Origin of the sequence: Nonomuraea purpurea (assembly GCF_042650645.1) — a bacterium.
Taxonomy (GTDB): Bacteria; Actinomycetota; Actinomycetes; order Streptosporangiales; family Streptosporangiaceae; genus Nonomuraea; species Nonomuraea purpurea.
On sequence record NZ_JBHSBI010000005.1, the window covers coordinates 390,301 to 410,957 of the forward strand.

Genomic DNA, 20,657 nt, shown 5'->3' on the forward strand with positions numbered 1-20,657 from the left:
CGGCTCCGAACCTGATCTAAGAAACGGTCAGCTCTTAGGAGACGGGCCTAGGAGACCAGGGCCTTCTCCTCGGAGTCGGACCGCTTCCTCCTGCGCCGCCATACAAGGAACCACGACACGGCCGCGACGGCCGCCACGGCCACGACCGCCGCCGTGATGGGGGAGCGCGCGGCGAGTTCCAGCCAGCCCCACACGATCGCCGTCAGGCCGAACCACCACAGCGGCGCCCACGTCAGGCAGCCCAGCGCGCTGGCGACCACGTACCAGGGGTAGGAGACCCGCAGCGCCCCGGCCACCCACGGCAGCGTGTGGCGCAGCATGGGCACCCAGAAGCAGCCGTAGACGGCCAGCGCGCCCCACTTCTCCACGACGTGTTCGATCTTGGCGATGCGCGCGCGGCCCAGCCGGACGCCGACGCGCGAGTCGTACAGCCTCTGCCCGAGCCTGCGCCCGACCCAGTAGTAGACCTGGAACGCGGCGAACAGGGCGAGGATCAGGATGGCCCCCACCAGCCAGTACGGCAGCCCGAGCCAGAACGGCCTCGTGGGATCGGCAATGTCGGCCACCCCGCCACCCCTTCCCCACAAGCCTTAGGTCAGCCTTACCTTATTTCAACGTGCAGGTGATTGCCACAGCGCCTGCAACCAGCCGACAAGCAGGACTCAACCACCCCGGCCCACTCTATGGGTGAGCCAAAAGAGGTGTTGAAGATGTCGACGACAAGCACGGCAGCCCTGGCCACCGGCACCGCGAACGCCGCCAAGCTCTTCGTCGCGGCCCTGGCTTTCACCAGCGCCTACGTCGGCTTCTCCGCCTACGGCAACGCCAGTTCGGCCGCCCGCCCCGCGCGGAGCTTCACCCTGTCGGCCCGCGAGGTGCCCGTCACCGAGACGATGGACGCGCCCGCCAAGGCCGGCACGCTCACCCTCTCCGTCCTGGCGGGCGGCGGCGCGGCCTGCGCCAGGACGTACGTGGCCCGCACCGTCGTCGTCAACCCCGACCCCGCCGAGCCCGTCCAGTACGGCTGGAAGCTCGCCCGCTGGAGCCCGGCCACCAAGACCTGGCGCACCTACCTGGTCGCCTACGACGGCTTCGCGGGCGCCACACGCAACGTCGAGTGGCGGCCCGGACTCGCGGGCAACCCCGGGCGGTACCGCGTCGAGCTGTCGGTCAAGGGCGCCAAGACCGTCAAGAGCGAGCCTTTCCAGGTCAGCTGCTGACCGACTGCCGCGCCGCCTCCACCCAGCGGGGCACCCCGACCCGTTCTGCCACCTCCAGAGCCTTGGTGTAGTGGTCGCGCGCGGCGTCGGGCTGGCCCAGGCGCACCGCGAGGTCGCCCAGGGTCAGCGCCACCGGCCACAGCGCCACCACGCCGGTGCCCGCGCCCGCCACCCGGTCGGCGAACGGCTTGAGCTTGTCGTAGCAGTCGACCATCCGCTCCCGGTCGTCGAGCAGCATCCCGGCCAGCGCCCGCCAGGTCATCGCCAGCTCGTAGAGGAAGTCGGGGCGCACCGGCGGCCGGGTGGCGGCCACGGCCTTGGCGTCGTTGAGGTGCCCGGCCGAGGCCAGGGCCAGGGCGTAGGCGTCGAGCGTCCACTTGGCGCCGCGCCGGTGGGCCTCGGCGAGCAGATCGACCATCTCGGCCGCCCGGCCGTCGACCAGATGCAGGCAGAACGCGGTGATCAGCGGCAGGTCCTGGCGGCCCTCCAGCATGCCGGCCCTGGCCGTCATCCTGGCCGCCTCGCCGTAGGCCCGCTCGGCGCCCGCGTAGTCGCCGGAGATCATCAGCCGCTGGCCCGAATACCAGACGACGACCGCGGCAGGCGCCGACAGGTCGTACTGCCTGGCCAGGCGGTCGGCGGCGGCCGCGTGCTCGTCGGCGACGGTGAACTGGCCCCTGGCCGCCGCGCACTCCAGCAGCACCAGATGCGCCAGCGCCTGGGTGGCCATCTGCCCGGAACGCTGCGCGACCTCCAGCAGTTCGCGGCCGATGCTCTCGCGCGTGTCGACCGCGGGGATGTCGTACGACTGCCGCAGCCGCCCGCTCAGCGCCGCCGCGATCAGCGTCGGGTCGCCGCTCTGGCGGGCCAGCTCCAGCGCCTCCAGCGACGCCTGACGCCCCCGCTCGGGCGAGGAGGAGCCCTCCAGCTCCAGCGCCAGCGTCGTCAGCAGACTCGCCCGCAGTTGCTGCTCGCCCTCGGGCAGCTCCATGAGCGCCTTCTCGGTGACGTCCACGATCTCCCACGCGGTGCGGGTGAAGTCGCGGGCGATGCCCTTGTGCGGCACGGCCAGCGAGGCCGCCACCTTCGCGGTGATCTCAAGATCGCCCAGCGGCAGCGCGGCGTCCATGGCCTGGCGGCGCAGCAGCCGGGCCGCCGTCATGTCGCCGCACAGCGCCAGCGCCCTGATCTGGCGCAGCAGGATGCGCAGCCGCTCTTTGGTGCGCTCGGGCTGCTGGTCGCCGCCCTGCTCGTCGCCGCGCGAACGGTCGAAGGCGGCGATGGCCTGCTCCCACAGCGTGGCGGCCTCGCGGTGGGCGAAACGCCGCTCGGCCTGCTCGGCCGCAAGGCCCGCGTAGCGCACCGCCTTCTCGGCCGCGTCGGCCAGGAAGTAGTGGTGGGCCAGCGCGGCCACGTCGGAGGGCGTGTGCTGCTCGATGACCGCCGCCACGGCCGCGTGCAGCCGCGTGCGGCGCAGCCGGGAGGCGTCGGAGTAGATCGTGTCGCGCACGAGGTCGTGGTCGAACCTGAGCAGCCCGGGGCCCGGCTCGGTCACCAGCCCGGCCAGCAGCGCCGCCTCGACGGCCTCGATCACCGCGTCCTCGTCGCCTGAGACGGCGATCAGCACGTCGAGGTCGACGTCGCGGCCGATCACCGCCGCCTGCAGCAGGATCTGCTGCGCGCCGGCGGGCAGCCGCGAGATGCGCCGCCGCAGCACGTCGCGCACGCCGGAGGGCACCCGCGAGAGCACCTCGGTGGCGCTGGCCCGGTCGGCCGCGCCCTCGGAGTCGAGCAGGCGCACGGTCTCGCGGACGAAGAACGGGTTACCGCCGGTGCGTTCGACGATCGACTCGACGGCGTCCTCGTCGATCTCGCGGACGCAGGTCGCCTTGACCAGCTCGGCCACGGCCTTCGGATCGAGCCCCGACAGGCCCACGCGGACGGGCCCCAGCCTGGCCAGGGCGGCCAGCACGTCGGACTGGCGGTCGTCGAGCTCGCTCTCCCTGCACGTCACCACGAGCAGCACCCGGCTGGTCGCCAGCAGGCTCGGCAGCGCGCGCAGCAGCGCGAGCGTCTGGTCGTCGGCCCAGTGGAGGTCTTCGAGGGTCAGCAGCACCGGCGCGCGCCGGGCGACGCCCGCCAGGTAGCCGCCGACCGCGCGGTGCAGGCGGAAGCCGCCGGAGGCCTCGTCCTCGTCGGGGTCGGGGGCGGCGTCGTCGAGCAGCGGGGCCAGGAGCTGCGCGTACTCGCCCGCGCCGGTCATGCCGACGAGGGCGCGCAGGATCTCCACCCACGCCCAGCCGGGCGGGGTGGTGCTGGAGTCGGGGCAGGCGCCGGAGGCGGTGATCCAGCCGTCGCCGGTCAGCCGGCCTTCGAGCTGGCGCAGCAGCGTGGTCTTGCCCGCGCCCGCGACCCCGGTCACGACCGCGACCTGGAACCTGCCGGTGCGCGAGGCCGCCGTGGTCAGCCTGGACAGCTCGGCGTCGCGGCCGACGAACGGCTCGGGCTCCAGCGGTGGCGGCTCGACGGGCGTGGCGGGCCTGGGCGGCCAGGTGTCGGCGGCCGGCGCGGGCCGCGACGGGCGCGCGGGGGCGGCCAGCTCCAGCTCGGGCGCCTGGGCCAGGATGTCGGACTCAAGCTTGCGCAGCGCGGGACCCGGGTCGATGCCGAGCTCGTCGGCCAGCATGTTCCTGGCCCTGCGCAGCGCGGCCAGCGCGTCGCCCTGCCGGCCGCACCGGTAGAGCCCGAGCGCCAGCAGCCGCCAGCCCTCCTCGCGCAGCGGGTGCTCGGTGGTGAGCGCCTCAAGGTCGGGGACGGTCTCGGCGTGCATGCCCAGCCGCAGCCCCGTGTCCGCGTGCCGTTCGCGGGCCACCAGGCGCAGCTCGGTCAGCCGGTTGACCTCGGCCTCGGCCCACTGCTGGTCGGCGAAGTCGGAGTAGGGGGTGCCGCGCCACAGGCCCAGCGCCTTCTCCAGCCGGCCGCGCGCCGCCTGCGGGTCGCCCTCTTCGAGGTGCTCGCCGGCCGCGCGGGTGAGCTGCTCGAACCTGAGCGCGTCGACCTTGTCGGGGGCCACGCGCAGCGCGTAGCCGGACGCGACCGTCACCAGCAGCCGGTTGGGCCCACCGCGCGGACGGCCCGGCTCCAGCACCCGGCGCAGCCGCGAGATGTAGACCTGAAGGCCCGACTGCGCGCCCTTCGCCGCGTCGTCGTCCCACAGGTCGTAAAGAAGTGTGTCAACGGGCACGACCTGACCTCTGGCCACGAGAAGCCGGGCGAGGACGGCCCGCTGCCGCAACCCGCCGAGGTCGAGTTCGTCGTCGTGTTCGTACGCCTCGACTGGCCCCAGAACTCGGAACGCCACCATGTCAGCCGCCACGCTATGCGGGCCTATGAATCACGCACAAGGACTTTGATGGGTTTGGGATTGTCACTGTGGGGCCTTCGATATCGCGGACGGGGGCTCCGCGCCGGCGTTCCGGCCGTTGCGCCTGCGCAGCAGCGCCCATGCGCCCAGTGCCAGGCCGCCGAACGGGATCTCGATAGTGTAAGTCCAGAAGCCGAAAAGCAGTGCGGTGGCGATCGCGGGAGTGACCGGGACGCCGAACGCGGTGATCAGCAGGGCGGCCACGCCGCTCTCCATGATCCCGGCCCCGCTGGGGGTGATCAGGGCGCTGGTCAGGACCCTGGACAGCGCGAAGACGGCGATCGACTCGGCCGGCCCAGGCCAGGCGCCCGTGGCGTGCATGCAGACCGCCATGATCGCCCACTGGAAGCCCAGAAAGAAGATCATGGCCAGCGACAGCCCGATGGATCTCGTCCTGACGATCGTGGCGGTGTCGGCGCGCAGCCGGTGGAACGCCCGCGAGGCGTGGATCTTCAGCCGCAGCAGCTTGGTCAGGCCGTCGAGCGCCCGGCCGAGCGCCTGCGCGGCGCGGTCCCAGTAGAGCGCGGCGGCCACCACCACGCACAGGACCAGGATCGAGATCGCGCCCGTCCAGCCCGCGCCGGCCACGGTCGAGTTGGGCGCCTTGCCCGCGATCAGCAGCGCGATGATCCCGACGGCCGGCAGGACGAACCTGAACAACGTGTTCCAGATCCCGCTGACCAGCGTCATGACCACGATCGAGCGGTTGGAGAAGCCCCAGCCCCTGGTCATCGCGAACGACACCGCCACCCCGACCGCCCCGCCGAAGGGCAGCAGGTTGCTCACGGCGCTGCCGGCGGCGTTGAGCGTCAGCCCCTGCAGATTGTTCAGGCCGGGCAGGGAGTTGGTCAGCACGAACGTGTAGGCCAGCAGACTCAGCAGCCACAGCGCGGTCATCAGCGCGATCTCGCCCGCGCCGAGCGTGCCGAACACCGCGCCGATCTGCGCCCATGAGACGGGCTTGCCGGTGAGCGTGCGCACGATCTGCGGCAGGTAGATCACGAGCAGCACGGCCAGGCCGAGCGACAGCACGGAGAGAACGATCTGGAGCCACTTGTTCTTCATCAGGGTCCAGTCTGCCGGTTGGGAACGACGTTCTCGTCGTTCTCGGGTACTACGGGGGCCACCGATCGAAGGGATGGCGGAGGCGGGCGCCGGGGGGCAGGTCGCGGCGGACGAACCACTCGGTGCCGAAGACCAGATGGTAGAGCGGGCGGGGGATCTTCAGCATCACGGCGAGCGTGCGGTCGCTGTCGCCGCCGGTGGCCTGGGAGGTGTGCGCGGCCATGGAGGCCCGTTTCTGCCTGGTGTAACGCCGTACGTTGACCCGGTGGGTGATCGTCTCGCTGGAGGAGTAGGCGCTCTCGAACGTGCGGACGTCGAACTCCGGCGGAAACCGGTAGAACCGCCCCGCCAGCCGCAGCAGCCGCAGCAGCGGGTCGCGGTTGACCGTCGCCTCCAGGACGATCTCCGTTTCCGCGATCTTCGCCGCTCGTTTGCCCACCCGGTGCACCTGCACGTGGTCGGGATGCCCGTAGCCGCCGGCCGGATCGTAGATCGCCAGCAGGTCGGCCTTCTCCTCCTGCAGGATGGCGGCCAGCGCCTTGGCGGCCTCTTCCGTGTCGGCGTCGATGAAGGCGTTGTCGGGCCGCTCCTCGGCGATGCCGCCCTTGGGGCTCAGCCCCGAGTCGCCGTAGCCGAGGCACTCCACGCGGGCGCAGCCGAGCAGCGCGGCCGACTGGTAGAGCTCCTTGAGCCTGGTCTCGCCGAGCGCCTCGCCCGGCTCCATCTCGGCCAGGCCGCGCTCGCCCGCGGTGGCCACCACGAGCACCACGCGGTGTCCTTCGGCCGCGAGCATCGCCATGGTGCCGGCCGTGAGCAAGGCCTCGTCGTCGGGATGGGCATGGAAGAACACAGCGGTACGTGGAGGCACACGCCCAGATTAGTCTGGGAGGGGTGCGGATCTTTCACGTGAGCGACTGTTACCTGCCGCGACTCGGTGGGATCGAGGTCCAGGTGGCCGATCTCGTACGGATGCAGCGCCAGGCGGGACACGACGTGTCCGTGGCCACGGCCACCAGGGGCGAGCCGCTGCCCGGCGTGCGCAGGATCGTCGCCAGAATGCCGTTCGACCTGCCGGTGCACCCGTTCGGTGTGGGGCATCTCACGCGCTGGATCACCTCCTCGCGCCCCGACGTGGTGCACGTGCACACGGGGGCGGTCTCGCCGTTCGCCTGGATGGGCGTGCGGGCGGCCGCGCGGGCGGGGGTGCCGTGCGTGGTGACCGTGCACAGCATGTGGGATCCGGTGACACGGGGTGTCTACCGGCTGCTGCGGCTGGCGTTCGGCTGGCATCGGTGGCGCCTGGTGGCGACCACGGTCAGCAACGCCGCGGCGGCGCCGATCCGTGCCGTGGCAGGGCCGCTGATCCCGGTCCGGGTCGTCTCCAATGGCCTCGACCTGTCGGGCTGGGCGCCGCCGCCGGGGACGACGCCCGACCGGCGCGAGGAGGTGCACATCGTGGCCGTCGGGCGGCTGGCGCCGCGCAAGCAGCCCATACGCCTGCTGAAGCTGCTCAAGGCGGCCCGCGCGCGGGTGCCGGCCAGGATCCCGATGCGGGCCACGATCGTGGGCGACGGCCCGGCTCGCGGGCAGATGGCGCGCTTTCTGGCCAAACACGGCATGAGCGACTGGGTGTCACTGCCCGGCCGCTACACCAGGGAACATATCGCCAAGGTGCTGAAGTCGGCCGACGTGTTCGTGGCGCCGGCGCCACGCGAGTCGTTCGGCATCGCGGCGCTGGAGGCGCGGGCGGCCGGCCTGCCCGTGGTGGCCAGGGCGCAGAGCGGGGTCGCCGACTTCGTCAAGAACGGCAAGGAAGGGCTGCTCGGCGCCACCCTCGGCGACCTGGCCAGAGCGGTGGCCCGGCTGTGCGCCGACGCCGGGCTGCGCGAGGCGATCGCGGCGCACAACCGGGCGACGCCGCCCGCCGCGGGCTCGTGGGAGACGGTGCTGGAGGGGTTCGAGCGGGCCTACGAGCAGGCCAGGGCGTCAAGGGCGGTGTAGCACCACGTAGCCGTCGCGTTCGAAGACCTTCACATACCCCTGTCCCTGCAGCTCGTTGACCCTGGCGAGCTGGTCGTCGAGCGAGCCGAACGGGAACTCCCAGCGCGAGACGTCGGCCACCACCCACGGCGCGCCGTACCCCTCGCGCCGCCACAGCAGGACGGTGGTCCGTGAGGTCAGCGCGGGCCCGATGGAGTTGACGGCCTCGACGGTGACCCCGGACGGCACCTTGCTCACCGCCTCCTCGGCCGCGGCCGCCTTCGGCTCCTTGTAGAAGGCCGGATGGTAGAGCTGGTCCAGCGCGAACCTGGGCACCAGGGTGAGCGCGACCGCGCACACCGCCGCAGCCCAGGCCAGCTTCAGCTGGCGGCTATCGGGACGTTCCAGCCGACGCAGCAGCCTGGCCAGCCCGTCCACCCCCGCGCACAGGAGGATCACTGCGGTGAAAGCGCTGTACTGGAAGTCGGCCTGCCACCACTGGGCGCGGTCGGACAGCATGCGTTCGAGCACGTGCGGCAGCGCCGCCAGCGACAGCGGCGACAGCAGGCACAGCAGCAGCGTCGGCCACACCAGCAGGAACAGCGTGTCGACCTTGGCCTCCTCGCTGAAGGGCAGCAGGATGGCGGCGATCGGATCGCGCAGCAGCCCCAGCACCGCGCCGGGGAGGTCGGGCCCGAGATGGTTGTAGGCCCAGAAGTCCTTGGACTCGCCCCCGAACGTCGAGGTCACCAGGCCGCGGATCAGCAGCACCGCGCCCAGGCCGAACACCGCGCACAGCACGCCGCGCCAGCGTTCGCCCATGAAGAACAGGCACAGCCCCACCCCGGCCACCATCAGCCCCATGTCCTCCTTGACCAGCAGGAGGGCGAGCATCGCGGCGAAGGCGACCCGCGTCCGCCCCGCCTGGTAGCGCTCGATCATGATCGCGGTGAGCATGGGGACGAACATGACCTCGTGCGCGTCGAACGCCGCCGCCTGCGCGATCGGCCATGACAGCGCGTACGCCACGGAGACCAGGTAGGCGGGTGCCACGCCGAGTACGCGCCGGGTGAACATCCAGATGAACGGGATCGCGCCGGCGAACAGCAGCGCCTGCGCCACGATCAGCGACGCGGGGCCGTCATGGATCCAGTAGAAGGGCGCCAGCAGCGCGTAGATGGGCGAGAAGTGGTCGGCGAGTTGCAGGTACTCCATGCCGCGCCCGTGGAACATGCCCAGCACGGGGATGTAGGGCGGGCGGAAGCTCGCGTAGTTGCGCACGGCCTGGTCCACGATCACCAGGTCGAATGTGGTGGCCCGGAAATTGCCCAGCTTGACCAGGCCCAGCACGGCATAGGCCACCGCGGCGGCGAGCGCGATGACGCCCACCCGTCCGCGGTGGCCTGACAACCGGTTTCTCCAGGAGGAGAGGGCAGTGCGTGCCCCCGCTCGCACCGCCTCTGTGTCACCCGTCACGGGCAGAAAGACTAGAACGAATCCGCCCGAACGTGGGCGCGGCCGCCGCGCCATCCTGCCCCCCACAGGTGGATGCGGCGACCGCGGGTCCCCATCAGGTGCAGGCGTTCGTGATCTTGCTGGTGAAACCGTTCACCTTGCCGCTGAACTCCGTGATCGAGTTCAGGTCGCCTTCCTTCATGGAGCCGAACCCGGAAGCGAGGTCGTTCAGCGCCGCGGCGACTTCGCCGTCGTACTTGCCGGCAAGCTCCTTGGTCTTGTCGGCGGCGGTGCTCGAAGCGTCCTGGACGGCCTTCTTGTCCGTGACGTTCGCGGTGACCGCGGTGCTCCACTCACTCGCGATCTTGCTTGCCTCGCTGGCGGCCGTGTTGCAGTCAACGGCCTGGCCCAGGGCACCACAGGCGGTGGTGAGAGCGGCAAGCGTGAGCGTCGCGGCCGCGACGGCCAAGCGACGACGAGGGGGTGTCATTTCCGTGCCCTTCGTTGGGTTTGCGAACGAAGGCAACATTATGGTGCGTGACTTGACCGTCACTTGCACCCCACTAACACCATCCGTATCAAGTGGGTGTAAAGCCACGTGGGAGGACCTGGGCGGTTTACCTGGCTGAGGATTCGGGAGCTCCAGGTGTGGAAACCGGGCTCTTGACAGCCTCATTGGGCCGCCTGACTATGTCGCATATAGAGCAACACGCTGCGTCATACGCAACAAGGCGGTTGGATGCCCCCCAGTCTGATCTCCACGCTTCCCGGCGGCTCTTATGCCGAGCCCGAGGTGTTCGTCCTAGAGCAGGGCAAGATCTTCGAGAGCCTGTGGTTTTGCGCCGTCAGGGCCGGTGACCTGCCGAAACCGGGCGCTTTCCGGACCGTCCAGGTCGGCAGGGAGAGCGTGATCGTCGTGCGCGGGCGCGACGAGCGGCTGCGCGCCTTCCTCAACGTCTGCAGGCACCGCGGCGCCCGCCTCTGCCTGGAGGCGGCGGGCGAGGTCAGAAGGACGATCAGGTGCACCTACCACGCCTGGTCCTACGACCTCGACGGCCGGCTCGCCGCCGCCCCGAACCTGGCCAAGATGCCCGACGTCGACCGCGTCGAGTACGGCCTGGTGCCCGTGCACCTGCGTGAATGGCTGGGCTACGCCTGGGTGTGCCTGGCCGCGGAGCCGCCGTCGTTCGAAGAGACGGTCACGTCCGCGGCCACGGAACGACTCGGCGACCCCGCCGCCATCGAGCACTACCACGTCGACAAGCTGGCACTGGGCCGCAGGATCAGCTACGACGTCAAGGCCAACTGGAAGCTCATCGTCGAGAACTTCATGGAGTGCTACCACTGCGCCACCATCCACCCCGAGCTGACCGCCGTGCTGCCGGAGTTCGCCGGCGGGTTCGCGGCCCAGTACTACGTGGGTCACGGCGCCGAGTTCGCCGAGCGGGCCGAGGGGTTCACCGTGGACGGCAGAGCGGGGTTCGGCAAGCTGCCCGACGTCTCGCAGGACCAGGACCGCCGCTACTACGCGATCACCGTCAAACCGCAGGTGTTCGTGAACCTGGTGCCCGACCACGTGATCGTGCACCGGATGTACCCTCTCGCGGTCGACCGCACGGTCGTGGAGTGCGACTGGCTCTACCACCCCGACGTCGTCGCCTCAGGGGCGGACCTGTCGGCGTCGGTCGAGCTGTTCCACCGGGTCAACGAGCAGGACTTCGACGCCTGCGAGCGCACCCAGCCCGGCATGGCGTCACGGGCGTACATCAAGGGCGGGGTGCTCGTGCCGAGCGAGCACCACATCTCCCTGTTCCATCAGTGGGTGAACCAGCGCCTACGCGGATAGCGCACCGACAGCGCGCCGTACTTCGACCGGCCCGTGATCACCACGTACAGCGCTCCCGGACGCTGCCTGTTCGGCACGTCGGACGTCGAGATGTGGCCCCAGTCGCTGTTGAAGGCGTCGACGTTCACCGCGCCGCCCTCCGGCAAGATGATCTTGGCGGAGCCGTAGGTGAGGTCGAGCTCGATGTCCACGACCGAGTGGGGCACGACGGCCTTCGACAGGTCCAGTTCGACGCTGCCGTACTTGGAGGAGCAGCGCAGGCGCCGGGGGACGGCCCAGTCGCCGGTGCGTTTGACGCCGCCGCTCTTCGACGCCAGCTCGACCACCTCGGTGGCGGGCGCCTGCTCGGCGGGGAGATCGCTGATCAAGCCCAGCAGGTCGCCGTACGTCTTCGCCTTCAGAGCGTTCTCGAGCCGTTCCTCGAGCTCGGGGTGGGTCAGTCGGCCCTCGGTGAAGGCCTGCTGGAGTTGTTGCGCGGTGCGTTCCCGGTCCTCGTCCGAGACCCGCATCTGCATTTCCGACATGTCCTGAGCATAGTTCGAAAGGCTCAGAACGGGAGCTGTCGGCCAGAAGGGGTGCGAAGGTCAAGGGGGAGTGGTCTCTGTACCGGACGGGGGCGGTGGATGACCTGGACTCTCTTCACAATTATTAAGTACCCACCAGATTGTCGTGGAGACATCATCCTTGGGTAGCGTGAACGAGATGTCCGCGGAACCTTTCGTGCATCCGGCGCTCTTCTACCAGGGTGCCGGCCAGTACATCGCGGCCGTCACCGCCTTCGTCCGCGCGGGCCTGACCGCCGGCGAGCCGGTCGCGATCGTGGTTCCCGGAGGGAACCTGGCCATGATCGAGGCGGCGCTCGGCGCGGACGCCGCGTCGGTGCGCCTGCTCGACATGCGCGAGGCGGGCCGGAATCCCGGGCGGATCATCCCCGCCGTGCTGACCGACTTCGCCGACCGGCACCCCGGACGGCGCGTCCGCATCGTGGGCGAGCCGATCTGGCCAGGGCGCACCGCGACGGAGTATCCGGCCGTGGCCCAGCACGAGGCGCTGATCAACCTGTCGTTCGCGGGCCGCCGGGTCACGATCCTGTGCCCGTACGACGCCGAGCGCCTGGCCCCCGAGGTGCTGCGCGAGGCAGAACGCACCCATCCCGTGCTGCGCGACGCCGCCGGGGAGCGGCCCAGCGCCGACTACGCGCCCCATGACGTGGTCGCCGGGCACAACCGGGCGTTCGAGGAGCCCGCCGCGTTCGTGTCGCTGCGGTTCGATCACACCAACCTGACGGAGGCCCGGAGGATGGCCGCGAGGCACGCCGTCGCTCTGGGCTTCACCAGGGACCGGGTCGACGACATCCGGCTGGCCGTGGCCGAACTGGGTGCCAACAGCCTCGACCACGGCGGCGGGTCGGGCACGATCCGGGTGTGGGCCGAGGGCGGGCGGCTGGTGTGCGAGGTCAGCGACTCGGGGCACATCACCGATCCGCTGGTGGGCCGCAGGCCGGTCGATCCGCGGAACGCGGGGTCGCGGGGGCTGCTCATCGTCAACCTGCTCAGTGATCTCGTCCGCGTGCACACGCGGGCCGGCGCCACGGTGATCCGCGCCTACTTCGACACCCCCGGCCCGGCCTGACGCCCCCCTCAGCGTTCGATCTCGGACATGCTGGGGTAGCGGTTCCCGCGCACGGCGTCCGCCGGCACGGCCGCCACCAGCGCGTCGAGCTGCTCGGACATCAGCGCGACGTCCGCGGCGGCGGCGTTCTCCTCCAGGTACTTCAGCCGCTTGGTCCCCGGGATCGGCACGACGTCCTGACCCTGGGCGAGCAGCCAGGCCAGGGAGATCTGCGCCGTGGTGACACCGGCCGCGTCGGCGATCTTGCGCACCTCGTCCGCCAGCGCCCTGTTGTGCGCGGCGTTCTCGCCGGTGTTGCGCGGCATATTACGGCGGAAGTCGCCGGCGGGCAGTTCGTCGGCGCTCGGCATCGCGGCCGACAGCAGGCCCCGGCTGATCGGCGAGTACGCCACCAGCGCGATCCCCAGCTCCCTGGCCGCCGGCAGGATCTCCTCCTCCAGCCCCCTGGTGAACAGGGAGTACTCGCTCTGCAGGGCCGCGATCGGGTGCACGGAGGCCGCCTCGCGCAGCGTCCGCGCGCTCACCTCGGACAGGCCGAGGTGAGCCACCTTGCCCTGCTGAACGAGCTCGGCCATGGCGCCGACCGACTCGGCGAGCGGGACGCCCGGGTTGCGGCGGTGCATGTATTGACGTGCTCCTCGCCCTGATAGAGGCGAGGATTCCCGTGCTGCTTACGCAGCAGTTCATGCCGCGAAGCAGCACGAGCTGTGGAACAGGATGCTTGACGCTTCACCGACCCGCCCACCGGCAAGTCTCCACGTCCTGTCACCGCCCGTCCGGCGGCCTCGTTGTACCGATGAATCCAGGAAGTGATCTCACGGGCAGCTTGGTTGTCGCTTGCCAGTTCGATCACGGAAACCTTACCGTACGTGGTTGAGACGTCGCAAGCAGTGTCTGCCCCTCCTGGGGTAGAGGTCGATCGTAGGGTTATGGGCGATCTCGCGGCCGAGGGCTCGGCAGCCTTGATCGTCGTACCTCCAGGCTCCTCCCTAGAGCGCACTCCAGGTCAAATCGGGATGCGGCCCCCACCCCCACCCTGAGGGGGCAGGCCCTACCCAGGGTCACGAATCCGCAGGTCACCGGGGGCTCCAACCTGGCTGTCAGCCGAAGGTATTAAGGGTCGCTTCAGGGCCGGTTCGGGCCGATCTCCGATACTCCGCAAGGCCGCGTTCCACGAGCTTGGAGGGCATGAAGGGATTGCTTGTCAGCGGATTCGCGGCCATCGGCACCGGGAGCGGCGCCATGCTCACTCTGCACGCGGAATCCGGCCTTGACCCGATGCACAGTGTCATCAGCGAGTACGCCTTCCAGGCGTCCGGCTGGCTGCTGCCCGCCGCGCTGACGCTGTTCGCGGTCGGCTCCGCGTTGATCGCCGAGGCGCTGCGCCGAGCGGGGATGAACCGCTGGGTGGTCGCACTGCTGCTGGCGTGGGGGGCGAGCATGTTCCTGATCGGCGCCTTTCCCACCGACCGGCCCGGCGTACCGCTCTCCCTGTCGGGCGGCATCCACCGGTACGCGGCCTTCGCCGCCTTCCTGGTGATGCCCATCGCGGGACTGCTGCTGGCCAGGGCGCGGATCCGGTACGCCAAGGCGGTGCGGATCCTCAGCACGCTGGCGCTGGGCGCGTTGCTGCTGGTCGTGATCCCGTACGTGGTGCGGATGTTCGGCATCCCGCTGACCAACGACGACATCCCGGCCGGGCTGACCCAGCGGGTCGTGGTGATCACGGAGCTGGGCGTGCTGGCGCTGGCCGGACTGTCGATGCTGAACCCGCTGGCTCAGCGCTCCCAGGGCGGAGCCTCGCCGATCTTGGCGTAGTAGCGCGCCAGGTGTTCCTTGACGGGCTCGATGTCCTCCTTCGGCAGATCGATCCCGCCCCTGGCGCCCTCCATGACCGCGGCGGCGGCGAACACGGCCCGGGGCACGGCCTTCAACTCTCCGTTCACGACGTCGGCGATCGGCAGCTTGTACGCTCCGAACTCGTCGGCGTCGTCCTCGTTGTACCAGATGAAGGACTTGCGGTACTTCGCATTGGGTTTGTCCTCGGCCCCGGCCTGCTTCCTCACCCGCTTGTCGGCCTCGGAGGCGTCCCACTCACGGTCGCGCTTGGCGAGAGGCAGGTCCTGGAACTTCGTCACGGTCATGAGGGTCGATTACCCGGGGTGCACGCGTGAAACAGGTCGCCGGGGAAAGAGGGAGGACTCGACCTTCGACAGGGGAGCGACTGAAATGACGATTTTGATTGCCTACGACGGTTCTGACGATGCCAAGTCCGCGATCACCTTCGCCGGACAACTCCTGCGGGGAGAGTCCGCCGTCGTCCTGACCGTGTGGGAACGCCTGGCGCTCGCCTCGACCCGGGCCTCTGCCGGGCTCATGGTGACCATCGACCAGTCGGCCGCCGAGGAGGAGGCCATCGGCCAGGCCATGAACGAACTGGCCCGCAGGGGCGCCGAGCTGGCCCGCCAGGTCGGACTTGACGCCGTGCCCCGGTGCGACGCGGACTCGGTCGCCGTGTGGTCGACCATCGTGGACGTGGCCAACGAGATCGACGCCAAGCTCATCGTGACGGGCACACGGGGGATGGGTGGGGTGCGATCGTTGCTGCTCGGAAGCACCTCGGACCGGGTCCTGCACCACGCCCACCGGCCGGTCCTGGTGGTCCCCGGGCCTCCTGAGGCGGGTGCCTGAGCCCGGTCCCGGCCGGCACCCGGTCCTGGTCGGCGCCCTGGGACGTGATGTTCATCTGAGCGTGGTGCCGATCGTCGGTGGCGTGCGGCAAAGTGGGTGCCCTGCGAGGAGAGGGGAGCGGGGCGTTGCCGGAAGGACTGGCGCGACGGCTGGGCACCGTCGACGCGGTCGTCGTGGGGCTGAGCGCGATGATCGGCGCGGGGGTGTTCGCGGCCTTCGCCCCCGCCGCGGCCGCCGCCGGTCCCTGGTTGCTGCTCGCGCTCGCGCTGGCCGCCGTCGTCGCCTACTGCAACGCCACGTCGTCGGCTCGCCTGGCCGCCCTCTATCCCGAGTCGGGCGGCACCTACGTCTACGGCAGACGCCGCCTGAGCCCGCTGTGGGGCTATATGGCGGGCTGGGGCTTCACCGTGGGCAAGACGGCCTCGTGCGCGGCGATGGCGCTCACGTTCGGCGCGTACGTCGCCCCCGAGCTGGCCAGACCCCTGGCGGTCGGCGCGGTGGCGGCGCTGACGGTGCTCAACCTGTACGGCGTGCAGCGCTCCGCGGGCGTGGCCCGGGTGATCGTGGCCTTCGTGCTGGCCGTCCTGGCGTCGGTGATCGTCGTGGGCCTGGCCGCCGACGACAGCGTCGTTTTCGGCTGGTTCGCCTACGCGCCCTTCGTCGAGGACGTCACGCCTGCCTCCGACCGCCCCTTCATCGGTGCCGCGTCGGTGACGCCGGCCTACGACGTCTGGGGCGTGCTGCAGGCGGCCGGGCTGCTGTTCTTCGCCTTCGCCGGATACGCCAGAATCGCCACCCTCGGCGAGGAGGTACGCGACCCGGCCCGCACCATCCCCAGGGCCGTCGGCATCGCCCTGGCCATCACGCTCGTCGTCTACACGCTGGTCGCGGTGGCCGCCTTGCGCACCTTGCAGCCGGAGCTGCTGGCCAGGTCCACGGCGCCGCTGGCCGACCTGGTCACGCAGGCGGGGGCGGGGTGGCTGGCGCCGGTGGTGCGGGTGGGCGCGGCGGTGGCCTCGCTGGGAGCGCTGCTCGCCCTGCTGCTGGGGGTCTCGCGCACGGTGCTGGCCATGGCGCGAGAGCGTGACCTGCCCGCAGCGCTGGCGGTCGTGCACCAGGAGCGGCAGGCTCCCAGGCGGGCCGAGCTGGCGGTCGGGGCCGCGGCGATCGTGCTGCTGCTGGTCGCCGACCTGCGCGGGGCGATCGGCTTCTCGTCGTTCGGCGTGCTCGTCTACTACGCGATCGCCAACGCCTCGGCGCTGACCCTCAGCCGCGACGAGGGCGCGCCGCCCAGGGCCGTCCCCGTGATCGGGCTGGGGCTGTGCGCGCTCCTGGCGGTCACGCTGCCGCTGAGCTCGGTGGTCGCCGGGCTGGCGGTGTTCGCGGCCGGCCTGCTCCTCTGGCTGGCCCGCCACCGTCGAAGACCGGCATAAAGGGCGGGCGGGGATGGCTTGAGGCCCGGTAGCATCGGAGCATGACGATTTCGCCGGTGGTGATGATGGCCCCGTAGGGGGCTCATCCGGCGACGTCTTGTTGAGGCCCTGCGACCCGGGGCCTCAAGTCGTGTTCGGGCCCCCTTTGGAGGCATCCGATGTACATCACGACAACCATCCCCTACGTCAACGCCCGACCCCATCTCGGCCACGCCCTGGAGCTCGTCCAGGCGGACGTGCTGGCCAGACATCACCGGCAGCGGGGTGAGCCGGTGCGGTTCCAGACGGGCACCGACGACAACTCGCTGAAGAACGTGCTGGCCGCCGAGGCGGAGGGCGTACCGGTCCGGGAGCTGGTGGACAGGAACGCGGCGGCGTTCGAGGGGCTGCGCGGCCCGCTGAACCTGTCCTTCGACTCCTTCATCAGGACGAGCGTCCATCCCGGCCACCGCGCCGGGGTCGAGCGCATCTGGGCGGCCACCCGGCACGACCTGTACCAGCGCCACTACGAAGGGCTCTACTGCGTGGGCTGCGAGCAGTTCTACCCGGAGGGGCCGTGTCCTGACGGGCATGAGGCGCCCCTGCAGCGCGTGGCGGAGGAGAACTGGTTCTTCCGGCTCTCCCGCTACCAGGACGCGCTGCTGGATCTCATCCGGTCAGGGCGGCTCAGGATCGAGCCGGTGGCGCGGCGGAACGAGGTGCTGGCGTTCGTCGAGGCGGGGCTGGCCGACCTCAGCATCTCGCGTTCGGCCGCCCGCGCCCGCGGCTGGGGGATCCCCGTGCCCGGAGATCCCGGTCAGGTCGTGTACGTGTGGTGGGACGCGCTGGCCAACTACGTCACCGCCCTCGAAGGCGGCGACTACGAGCGCTGGTGGGTCGCGGAGCGGCGCAAGGTCCACCTGGTGGGCAAGGGGGTCATCAGGTTCCACGCGGTGTACTGGCCGGCGATGCTGCTGTCCGCGGGGCTGCCGCTGCCGACGGAGATCTTCGTGCACGACTACCTGACGGCGGACGGGCGCAAGCTCAGCAAGTCCTCCGGGAACGCCGCCGATCCCGTGGCGCTCGTGGACGCGTACGGGGTCGACGCCGTGCGGTGGTGGCTGCTGCGCGAGGTGCCACGCGTGGGCGACGCCGACTTCACCGAGGAACGGCTGGTCGCCCGGGCCGATGAGGACCTGGCCAACGGCCTCGGCAACCTGGTCAACCGGGTCGTCACCATGGTCCACCGCTTCCTGGACGGCCACGTGCCCTCAGGAGGGGGAACGCACGACACGGTGGCGGACGCCGTCCACCAGGCGCTGGAGGACTTCGACTTCCGCAGGGCCGCCGCGGCCGTGTGGACGATCGTCGAGGACGCCAACAAGTACGTCGAGCGCACCCAACCCTGGCGACAGCCCAGAGCGGACCAGGAGAGATCCCTGGGAACGCTGGTGGAGGCGTGCCGCGCGCTGGCCGTCCACCTGGAGCCCTTCCTGCCGACGGCGGCGGCCAGGGTGGCGGCGGCGGTGCGCGGCGACCGGCTGCCGCCACCCCACCCCCTGTTCAGGAGGTTGACAGGAACCGGGGCGGCTGGTTGACGGCAGATGCGCGAAAGCCTAGGTTGGCGCCCACAGACCAGCCGGTATGGAGGCGCCCGTGCCCACCGTGGAGACTGTGCGAGGCCCTGTAGACGTTGACGATCTGGGGCAGACCCTGATGCATGAGCACGTCTTCATCGTGGCCACCGAGCACCTGGACAACTACGGCAAAGGTGCTTGGTGGGACGAGGAGCACCGTGTGGCGGACGCGGTCGCCAAGCTCGACGCGGTGGCCGCGAAGGGCGTGCGGACGCTCGTCGATCCGACGGTGTGGGGGCTGGGCCGCTACATCCCGCGCATCCGGCGCGTCGCCGAGCAGGTGCCCGATCTGAACATCGTGGTCGCCACCGGCATCTACAGCTTCGAGGAACTGCCGCACCAGTACGAGCACCGCGGCCCCGGCCTGTTCATCGACGAGCCGGAGCCGATGGTCGACGACTTCGTCCGCGACCTCACGCAGGGCATCGCCGACACCGGCGTCAAGGCCGCGTTCCTCAAGTGCGTGGTCGAGGCGAAGGGGCTGACGCCGGGCGTCGAGCGCATCTGCCGGGCCGTCGCCCAGACGCACGTGCGCACCGGCGCGCCGATCACCGTGCACACCAACGCGTTCACGCAGAGCGGACTGATCGCGCTCGACCTGTTCGCCAAGGAGGGGGTGAACCTGGAGAAGGTGGTCGTCGGGCACGCCGGAGACAGCAACGACCTCGACTACCTCATGCGGATGGCCGACACCGGGGCGACGTTGGGCATGGACCGATTCGGGCTGGATGTCTACAATCCGACCGCCCAGCGCGTGGCCACGGTGGCGGCCCTCTGCCAGCGCGGATACGCCGACCGCATGGTCCTCAGCCACGACGCGGCCTGCTTCATGGACTATTTCGGCGGCGCCTGGGACACGGCCCGCTCCGCACTCGCGCCGAACTGGCGCTACGATCACATTCACGACGACGTGTTGGCCGCACTGCTGGACTCGGGTGTGACCGATGACCAGATTGAGCAGATGCTGGTGTTCAACCCGAAGCGCTACTTCTCGTAAAGTGGTTGGATCGGGAGAGCAACGCGGGTAGGTGGAGCTGGGTGACTTCGGAGCAGGCCTTGTCGATAAGCCTCGGACTCCAGGGACCCTGCGTCATCGCACGGCTCACGGGGGATTTCGACTTCGGGTCCGCGGCAGAGGTCCGCGACCGCGTCACCAAAGCCCTCGATCTGACGCAACCGCCGCTGCTGGTCATCGACATGCAGGCCGTCAGCGTCTGCGACTCCTCCGGCCTGTCCGTGCTGGTCTACCTGCACAAGGCCGTCACGGCCTCAGGTGGGCGGCTGCTGCTGTCGGGGCTGAACGGCAGGTGCAAGCACCTGTTCGCGATCACCGCGCTGGACAAGTTCTTCGACATCCGCACCACGGCCGAGCTGGCCATCGCGGAGCTCAACGAACCCGCCGACTCATCCGGGAACACGCCGCCGTACACCGGGTAGCGCCCGGTGCGTACCCCGGCATAGCGGGGCATCTCGGGCTGCCCAGAGGGCACATCCGGCACCCTGGTATGCCAAGCCTCCATAAGCCCGACATAAGCGAGTAACCGTTTCATATCAGATCATGTTGGTGAAACCTTGGTGTGTTCGATTTCCTGATGTAATCGAACGAGTACAGGTCGCTGCCAACAGGGGGAAGCGACTGTTGCCGCACTGGGGGGCGCAATGATCAAGAGACTCGCTGGAACGGTCTTAGTCGCGGCTGCGGCGACGACGCTCATGGTGGCACCCGCCTCGGCGTCCTCGTCGAGCACGAGCGTCGCGACCGTGAAGTCGGCCGTTACCGCCAGGCCTCAGCTGGTCCGTACGAAGCTTTCCTTCGGAAGGTGTAAGGACACCTGCAGGATCAAGGTCCGCATCACGAACATCTCGCGTAAGACTCTGTTCAACGTCAAGCTCAACGCCACGCTCAAGGCGAACGGCCGTAAGGCGGGCGCCTGCTACGACTACGTCGGCACCATCAAGCCCCGCAAGGTCAAGTGGGCGTCGTGCACCGTGCGCAGTCACACGCTGGCCGATGAATGGACGGAATATCTGGACCGCCGCTCCAGCTTCAGGACTCAAGCCAGAACGAACGTGTCCTACAGGTACTACCGCTGAGTGAACGCGGGGCCGGGCTCTCGCTCGGCCCCTTTCCGGCTCACGCGGTGACGAGGAGCGCGACTCCGATCAGCACCACGACCGGGACAAGCCACATCACGGCCTCGACAGCGAACTCCTTGTACATCGCGCAAATCTCCTTTTCAGGGGCGGCCAAAACCTCTCTGCGCAGCATAGCCGCCCCCGTCGCCTGCCTGATCC

21 protein-coding genes are annotated in these 20,657 nt (G+C 70.2%); 11 read left to right on the forward strand and 10 right to left on the reverse strand.

Annotation, left to right across the window (positions count from 1 at the left end; all coding sequences use genetic code 11):
* Positions 1 to 47: 47 nt before the first annotated feature.
* The gene (locus ACFOY2_RS13065) at positions 48 to 566 is read right to left on the reverse strand and encodes a DedA family protein (RefSeq protein ID WP_379528237.1); all 519 of its coding nucleotides are present in this window, start codon (positions 564 to 566) and stop codon (positions 48 to 50) included.
* 144 nt (positions 567 to 710) lie between these two features.
* On the opposite strand from ACFOY2_RS13065, the gene ACFOY2_RS13070 reads away from it, so the two are divergent.
* On the forward strand, positions 711 to 1,220 hold the full coding sequence (locus tag ACFOY2_RS13070; RefSeq protein ID WP_379528238.1) for a hypothetical protein: 510 nt from the start codon (positions 711 to 713) through the stop codon (positions 1,218 to 1,220).
* On the opposite strand, the gene ACFOY2_RS13075 is transcribed toward ACFOY2_RS13070, so the two are convergent.
* From ACFOY2_RS13075 to ACFOY2_RS13085, 3 genes are all read right to left on the reverse strand, one after another.
* Complete coding sequence (locus tag ACFOY2_RS13075; protein ID WP_379528239.1) at positions 1,210 to 4,584, reverse strand: BTAD domain-containing putative transcriptional regulator; 3,375 nt, start codon at positions 4,582 to 4,584, stop codon at positions 1,210 to 1,212. The genes ACFOY2_RS13070 and ACFOY2_RS13075 overlap by 11 nt on opposite strands.
* A gap of 63 nt (positions 4,585 to 4,647) precedes the next feature.
* Positions 4,648 to 5,709: a lysylphosphatidylglycerol synthase domain-containing protein gene (locus ACFOY2_RS13080; protein WP_379528240.1), complete on the reverse strand. Its 1,062-nt coding sequence runs from the start codon at positions 5,707 to 5,709 to the stop codon at positions 4,648 to 4,650.
* A 49-nt stretch (positions 5,710 to 5,758) separates the two neighbouring features.
* Complete coding sequence (locus tag ACFOY2_RS13085) at positions 5,759 to 6,577, reverse strand: PIG-L deacetylase family protein (RefSeq protein ID WP_379528241.1); 819 nt, start codon at positions 6,575 to 6,577, stop codon at positions 5,759 to 5,761.
* 23 nt (positions 6,578 to 6,600) lie between these two features.
* Here ACFOY2_RS13085 and ACFOY2_RS13090 point away from each other — a divergent pair, with 23 nt between their 5' ends.
* Complete coding sequence (locus tag ACFOY2_RS13090; protein ID WP_379528242.1) at positions 6,601 to 7,710, forward strand: glycosyltransferase family 4 protein; 1,110 nt, start codon at positions 6,601 to 6,603, stop codon at positions 7,708 to 7,710.
* On the opposite strand, the gene ACFOY2_RS13095 is transcribed toward ACFOY2_RS13090, so the two are convergent.
* Both ACFOY2_RS13095 and ACFOY2_RS13100 read right to left on the reverse strand, forming a co-directional pair.
* On the reverse strand, positions 7,696 to 9,165 hold the full coding sequence (locus ACFOY2_RS13095) for a DUF2079 domain-containing protein (protein ID WP_379528243.1): 1,470 nt from the start codon (positions 9,163 to 9,165) through the stop codon (positions 7,696 to 7,698). The two genes, ACFOY2_RS13090 and ACFOY2_RS13095, sit on opposite strands and share 15 nt — an antisense overlap.
* Before the next feature lie 94 nt (positions 9,166 to 9,259).
* Positions 9,260 to 9,613 (reverse strand): hypothetical protein, encoded by a 354-nt coding sequence (locus tag ACFOY2_RS13100; RefSeq protein WP_357808015.1) that lies wholly within the window; start codon positions 9,611 to 9,613, stop codon positions 9,260 to 9,262.
* Between the two features lie 270 nt (positions 9,614 to 9,883).
* Here ACFOY2_RS13100 and ACFOY2_RS13105 point away from each other — a divergent pair, with 270 nt between their 5' ends.
* Positions 9,884 to 10,990: an aromatic ring-hydroxylating oxygenase subunit alpha gene (locus tag ACFOY2_RS13105; protein ID WP_379528244.1), complete on the forward strand. Its 1,107-nt coding sequence runs from the start codon at positions 9,884 to 9,886 to the stop codon at positions 10,988 to 10,990.
* Here the strand turns inward: ACFOY2_RS13105 and ACFOY2_RS13110 are convergent.
* The gene (locus ACFOY2_RS13110; RefSeq protein ID WP_379528245.1) at positions 10,960 to 11,514 is read right to left on the reverse strand and encodes a DUF1707 SHOCT-like domain-containing protein; all 555 of its coding nucleotides are present in this window, start codon (positions 11,512 to 11,514) and stop codon (positions 10,960 to 10,962) included. The genes ACFOY2_RS13105 and ACFOY2_RS13110 overlap by 31 nt on opposite strands.
* 178 nt (positions 11,515 to 11,692) lie before the next feature.
* Here ACFOY2_RS13110 and ACFOY2_RS13115 point away from each other — a divergent pair, with 178 nt between their 5' ends.
* Positions 11,693 to 12,622: an anti-sigma factor RsbA family regulatory protein gene (locus ACFOY2_RS13115; RefSeq protein ID WP_379528246.1), complete on the forward strand. Its 930-nt coding sequence runs from the start codon at positions 11,693 to 11,695 to the stop codon at positions 12,620 to 12,622.
* A gap of 8 nt (positions 12,623 to 12,630) precedes the next feature.
* Here ACFOY2_RS13115 and ACFOY2_RS13120 read toward each other — a convergent pair whose 3' ends face one another.
* Positions 12,631 to 13,245, reverse strand: coding sequence for an aldo/keto reductase (locus ACFOY2_RS13120; protein ID WP_379528247.1), 615 nt, complete (start codon positions 13,243 to 13,245; stop codon positions 12,631 to 12,633).
* A 565-nt stretch (positions 13,246 to 13,810) separates the two neighbouring features.
* On the opposite strand from ACFOY2_RS13120, the gene ACFOY2_RS13125 reads away from it, so the two are divergent.
* On the forward strand, positions 13,811 to 14,440 hold the full coding sequence (locus ACFOY2_RS13125; protein WP_379528248.1) for a DUF998 domain-containing protein: 630 nt from the start codon (positions 13,811 to 13,813) through the stop codon (positions 14,438 to 14,440).
* On the opposite strand, the gene ACFOY2_RS13130 is transcribed toward ACFOY2_RS13125, so the two are convergent.
* Positions 14,401 to 14,766, reverse strand: a complete 366-nt coding sequence (locus ACFOY2_RS13130; protein ID WP_379528249.1) for a hypothetical protein — start codon at positions 14,764 to 14,766, stop codon at positions 14,401 to 14,403. The genes ACFOY2_RS13125 and ACFOY2_RS13130 overlap by 40 nt on opposite strands.
* An 85-nt stretch (positions 14,767 to 14,851) precedes the next feature.
* On the opposite strand from ACFOY2_RS13130, the gene ACFOY2_RS13135 reads away from it, so the two are divergent.
* From ACFOY2_RS13135 to ACFOY2_RS13160, 6 genes are all read left to right on the forward strand, one after another.
* Positions 14,852 to 15,313, forward strand: a complete 462-nt coding sequence (locus tag ACFOY2_RS13135) for a universal stress protein (protein WP_379528250.1) — start codon at positions 14,852 to 14,854, stop codon at positions 15,311 to 15,313.
* Positions 15,314 to 15,438: 125 nt separating this feature from the next.
* Positions 15,439 to 16,746: an APC family permease gene (locus tag ACFOY2_RS13140; RefSeq protein ID WP_379528251.1), complete on the forward strand. Its 1,308-nt coding sequence runs from the start codon at positions 15,439 to 15,441 to the stop codon at positions 16,744 to 16,746.
* A gap of 158 nt (positions 16,747 to 16,904) precedes the next feature.
* Complete coding sequence (locus ACFOY2_RS13145) at positions 16,905 to 18,323, forward strand: methionine--tRNA ligase (RefSeq protein WP_379528252.1); 1,419 nt, start codon at positions 16,905 to 16,907, stop codon at positions 18,321 to 18,323.
* 58 nt (positions 18,324 to 18,381) lie between these two features.
* A complete protein-coding gene (locus ACFOY2_RS13150; RefSeq protein WP_379528253.1) occupies positions 18,382 to 19,359 on the forward strand; it encodes a phosphotriesterase family protein in 978 nt (325 codons plus the stop codon).
* Positions 19,360 to 19,400: 41 nt separating this feature from the next.
* Positions 19,401 to 19,799 (forward strand): STAS domain-containing protein, encoded by a 399-nt coding sequence (locus ACFOY2_RS13155; protein ID WP_379528254.1) that lies wholly within the window; start codon positions 19,401 to 19,403, stop codon positions 19,797 to 19,799.
* A 324-nt stretch (positions 19,800 to 20,123) separates the two neighbouring features.
* Positions 20,124 to 20,456 carry a hypothetical protein gene (locus ACFOY2_RS13160; RefSeq protein ID WP_379528255.1) on the forward strand — a complete coding sequence of 111 codons (333 nt, stop codon included), beginning with the start codon at positions 20,124 to 20,126 and terminating at the stop codon, positions 20,454 to 20,456.
* Positions 20,457 to 20,496: 40 nt separating this feature from the next.
* Here ACFOY2_RS13160 and ACFOY2_RS13165 read toward each other — a convergent pair whose 3' ends face one another.
* Positions 20,497 to 20,631, reverse strand: a complete 135-nt coding sequence (locus ACFOY2_RS13165; RefSeq protein ID WP_379528256.1) for a hypothetical protein — start codon at positions 20,629 to 20,631, stop codon at positions 20,497 to 20,499.
* Positions 20,632 to 20,657 lie beyond the last annotated feature (26 nt).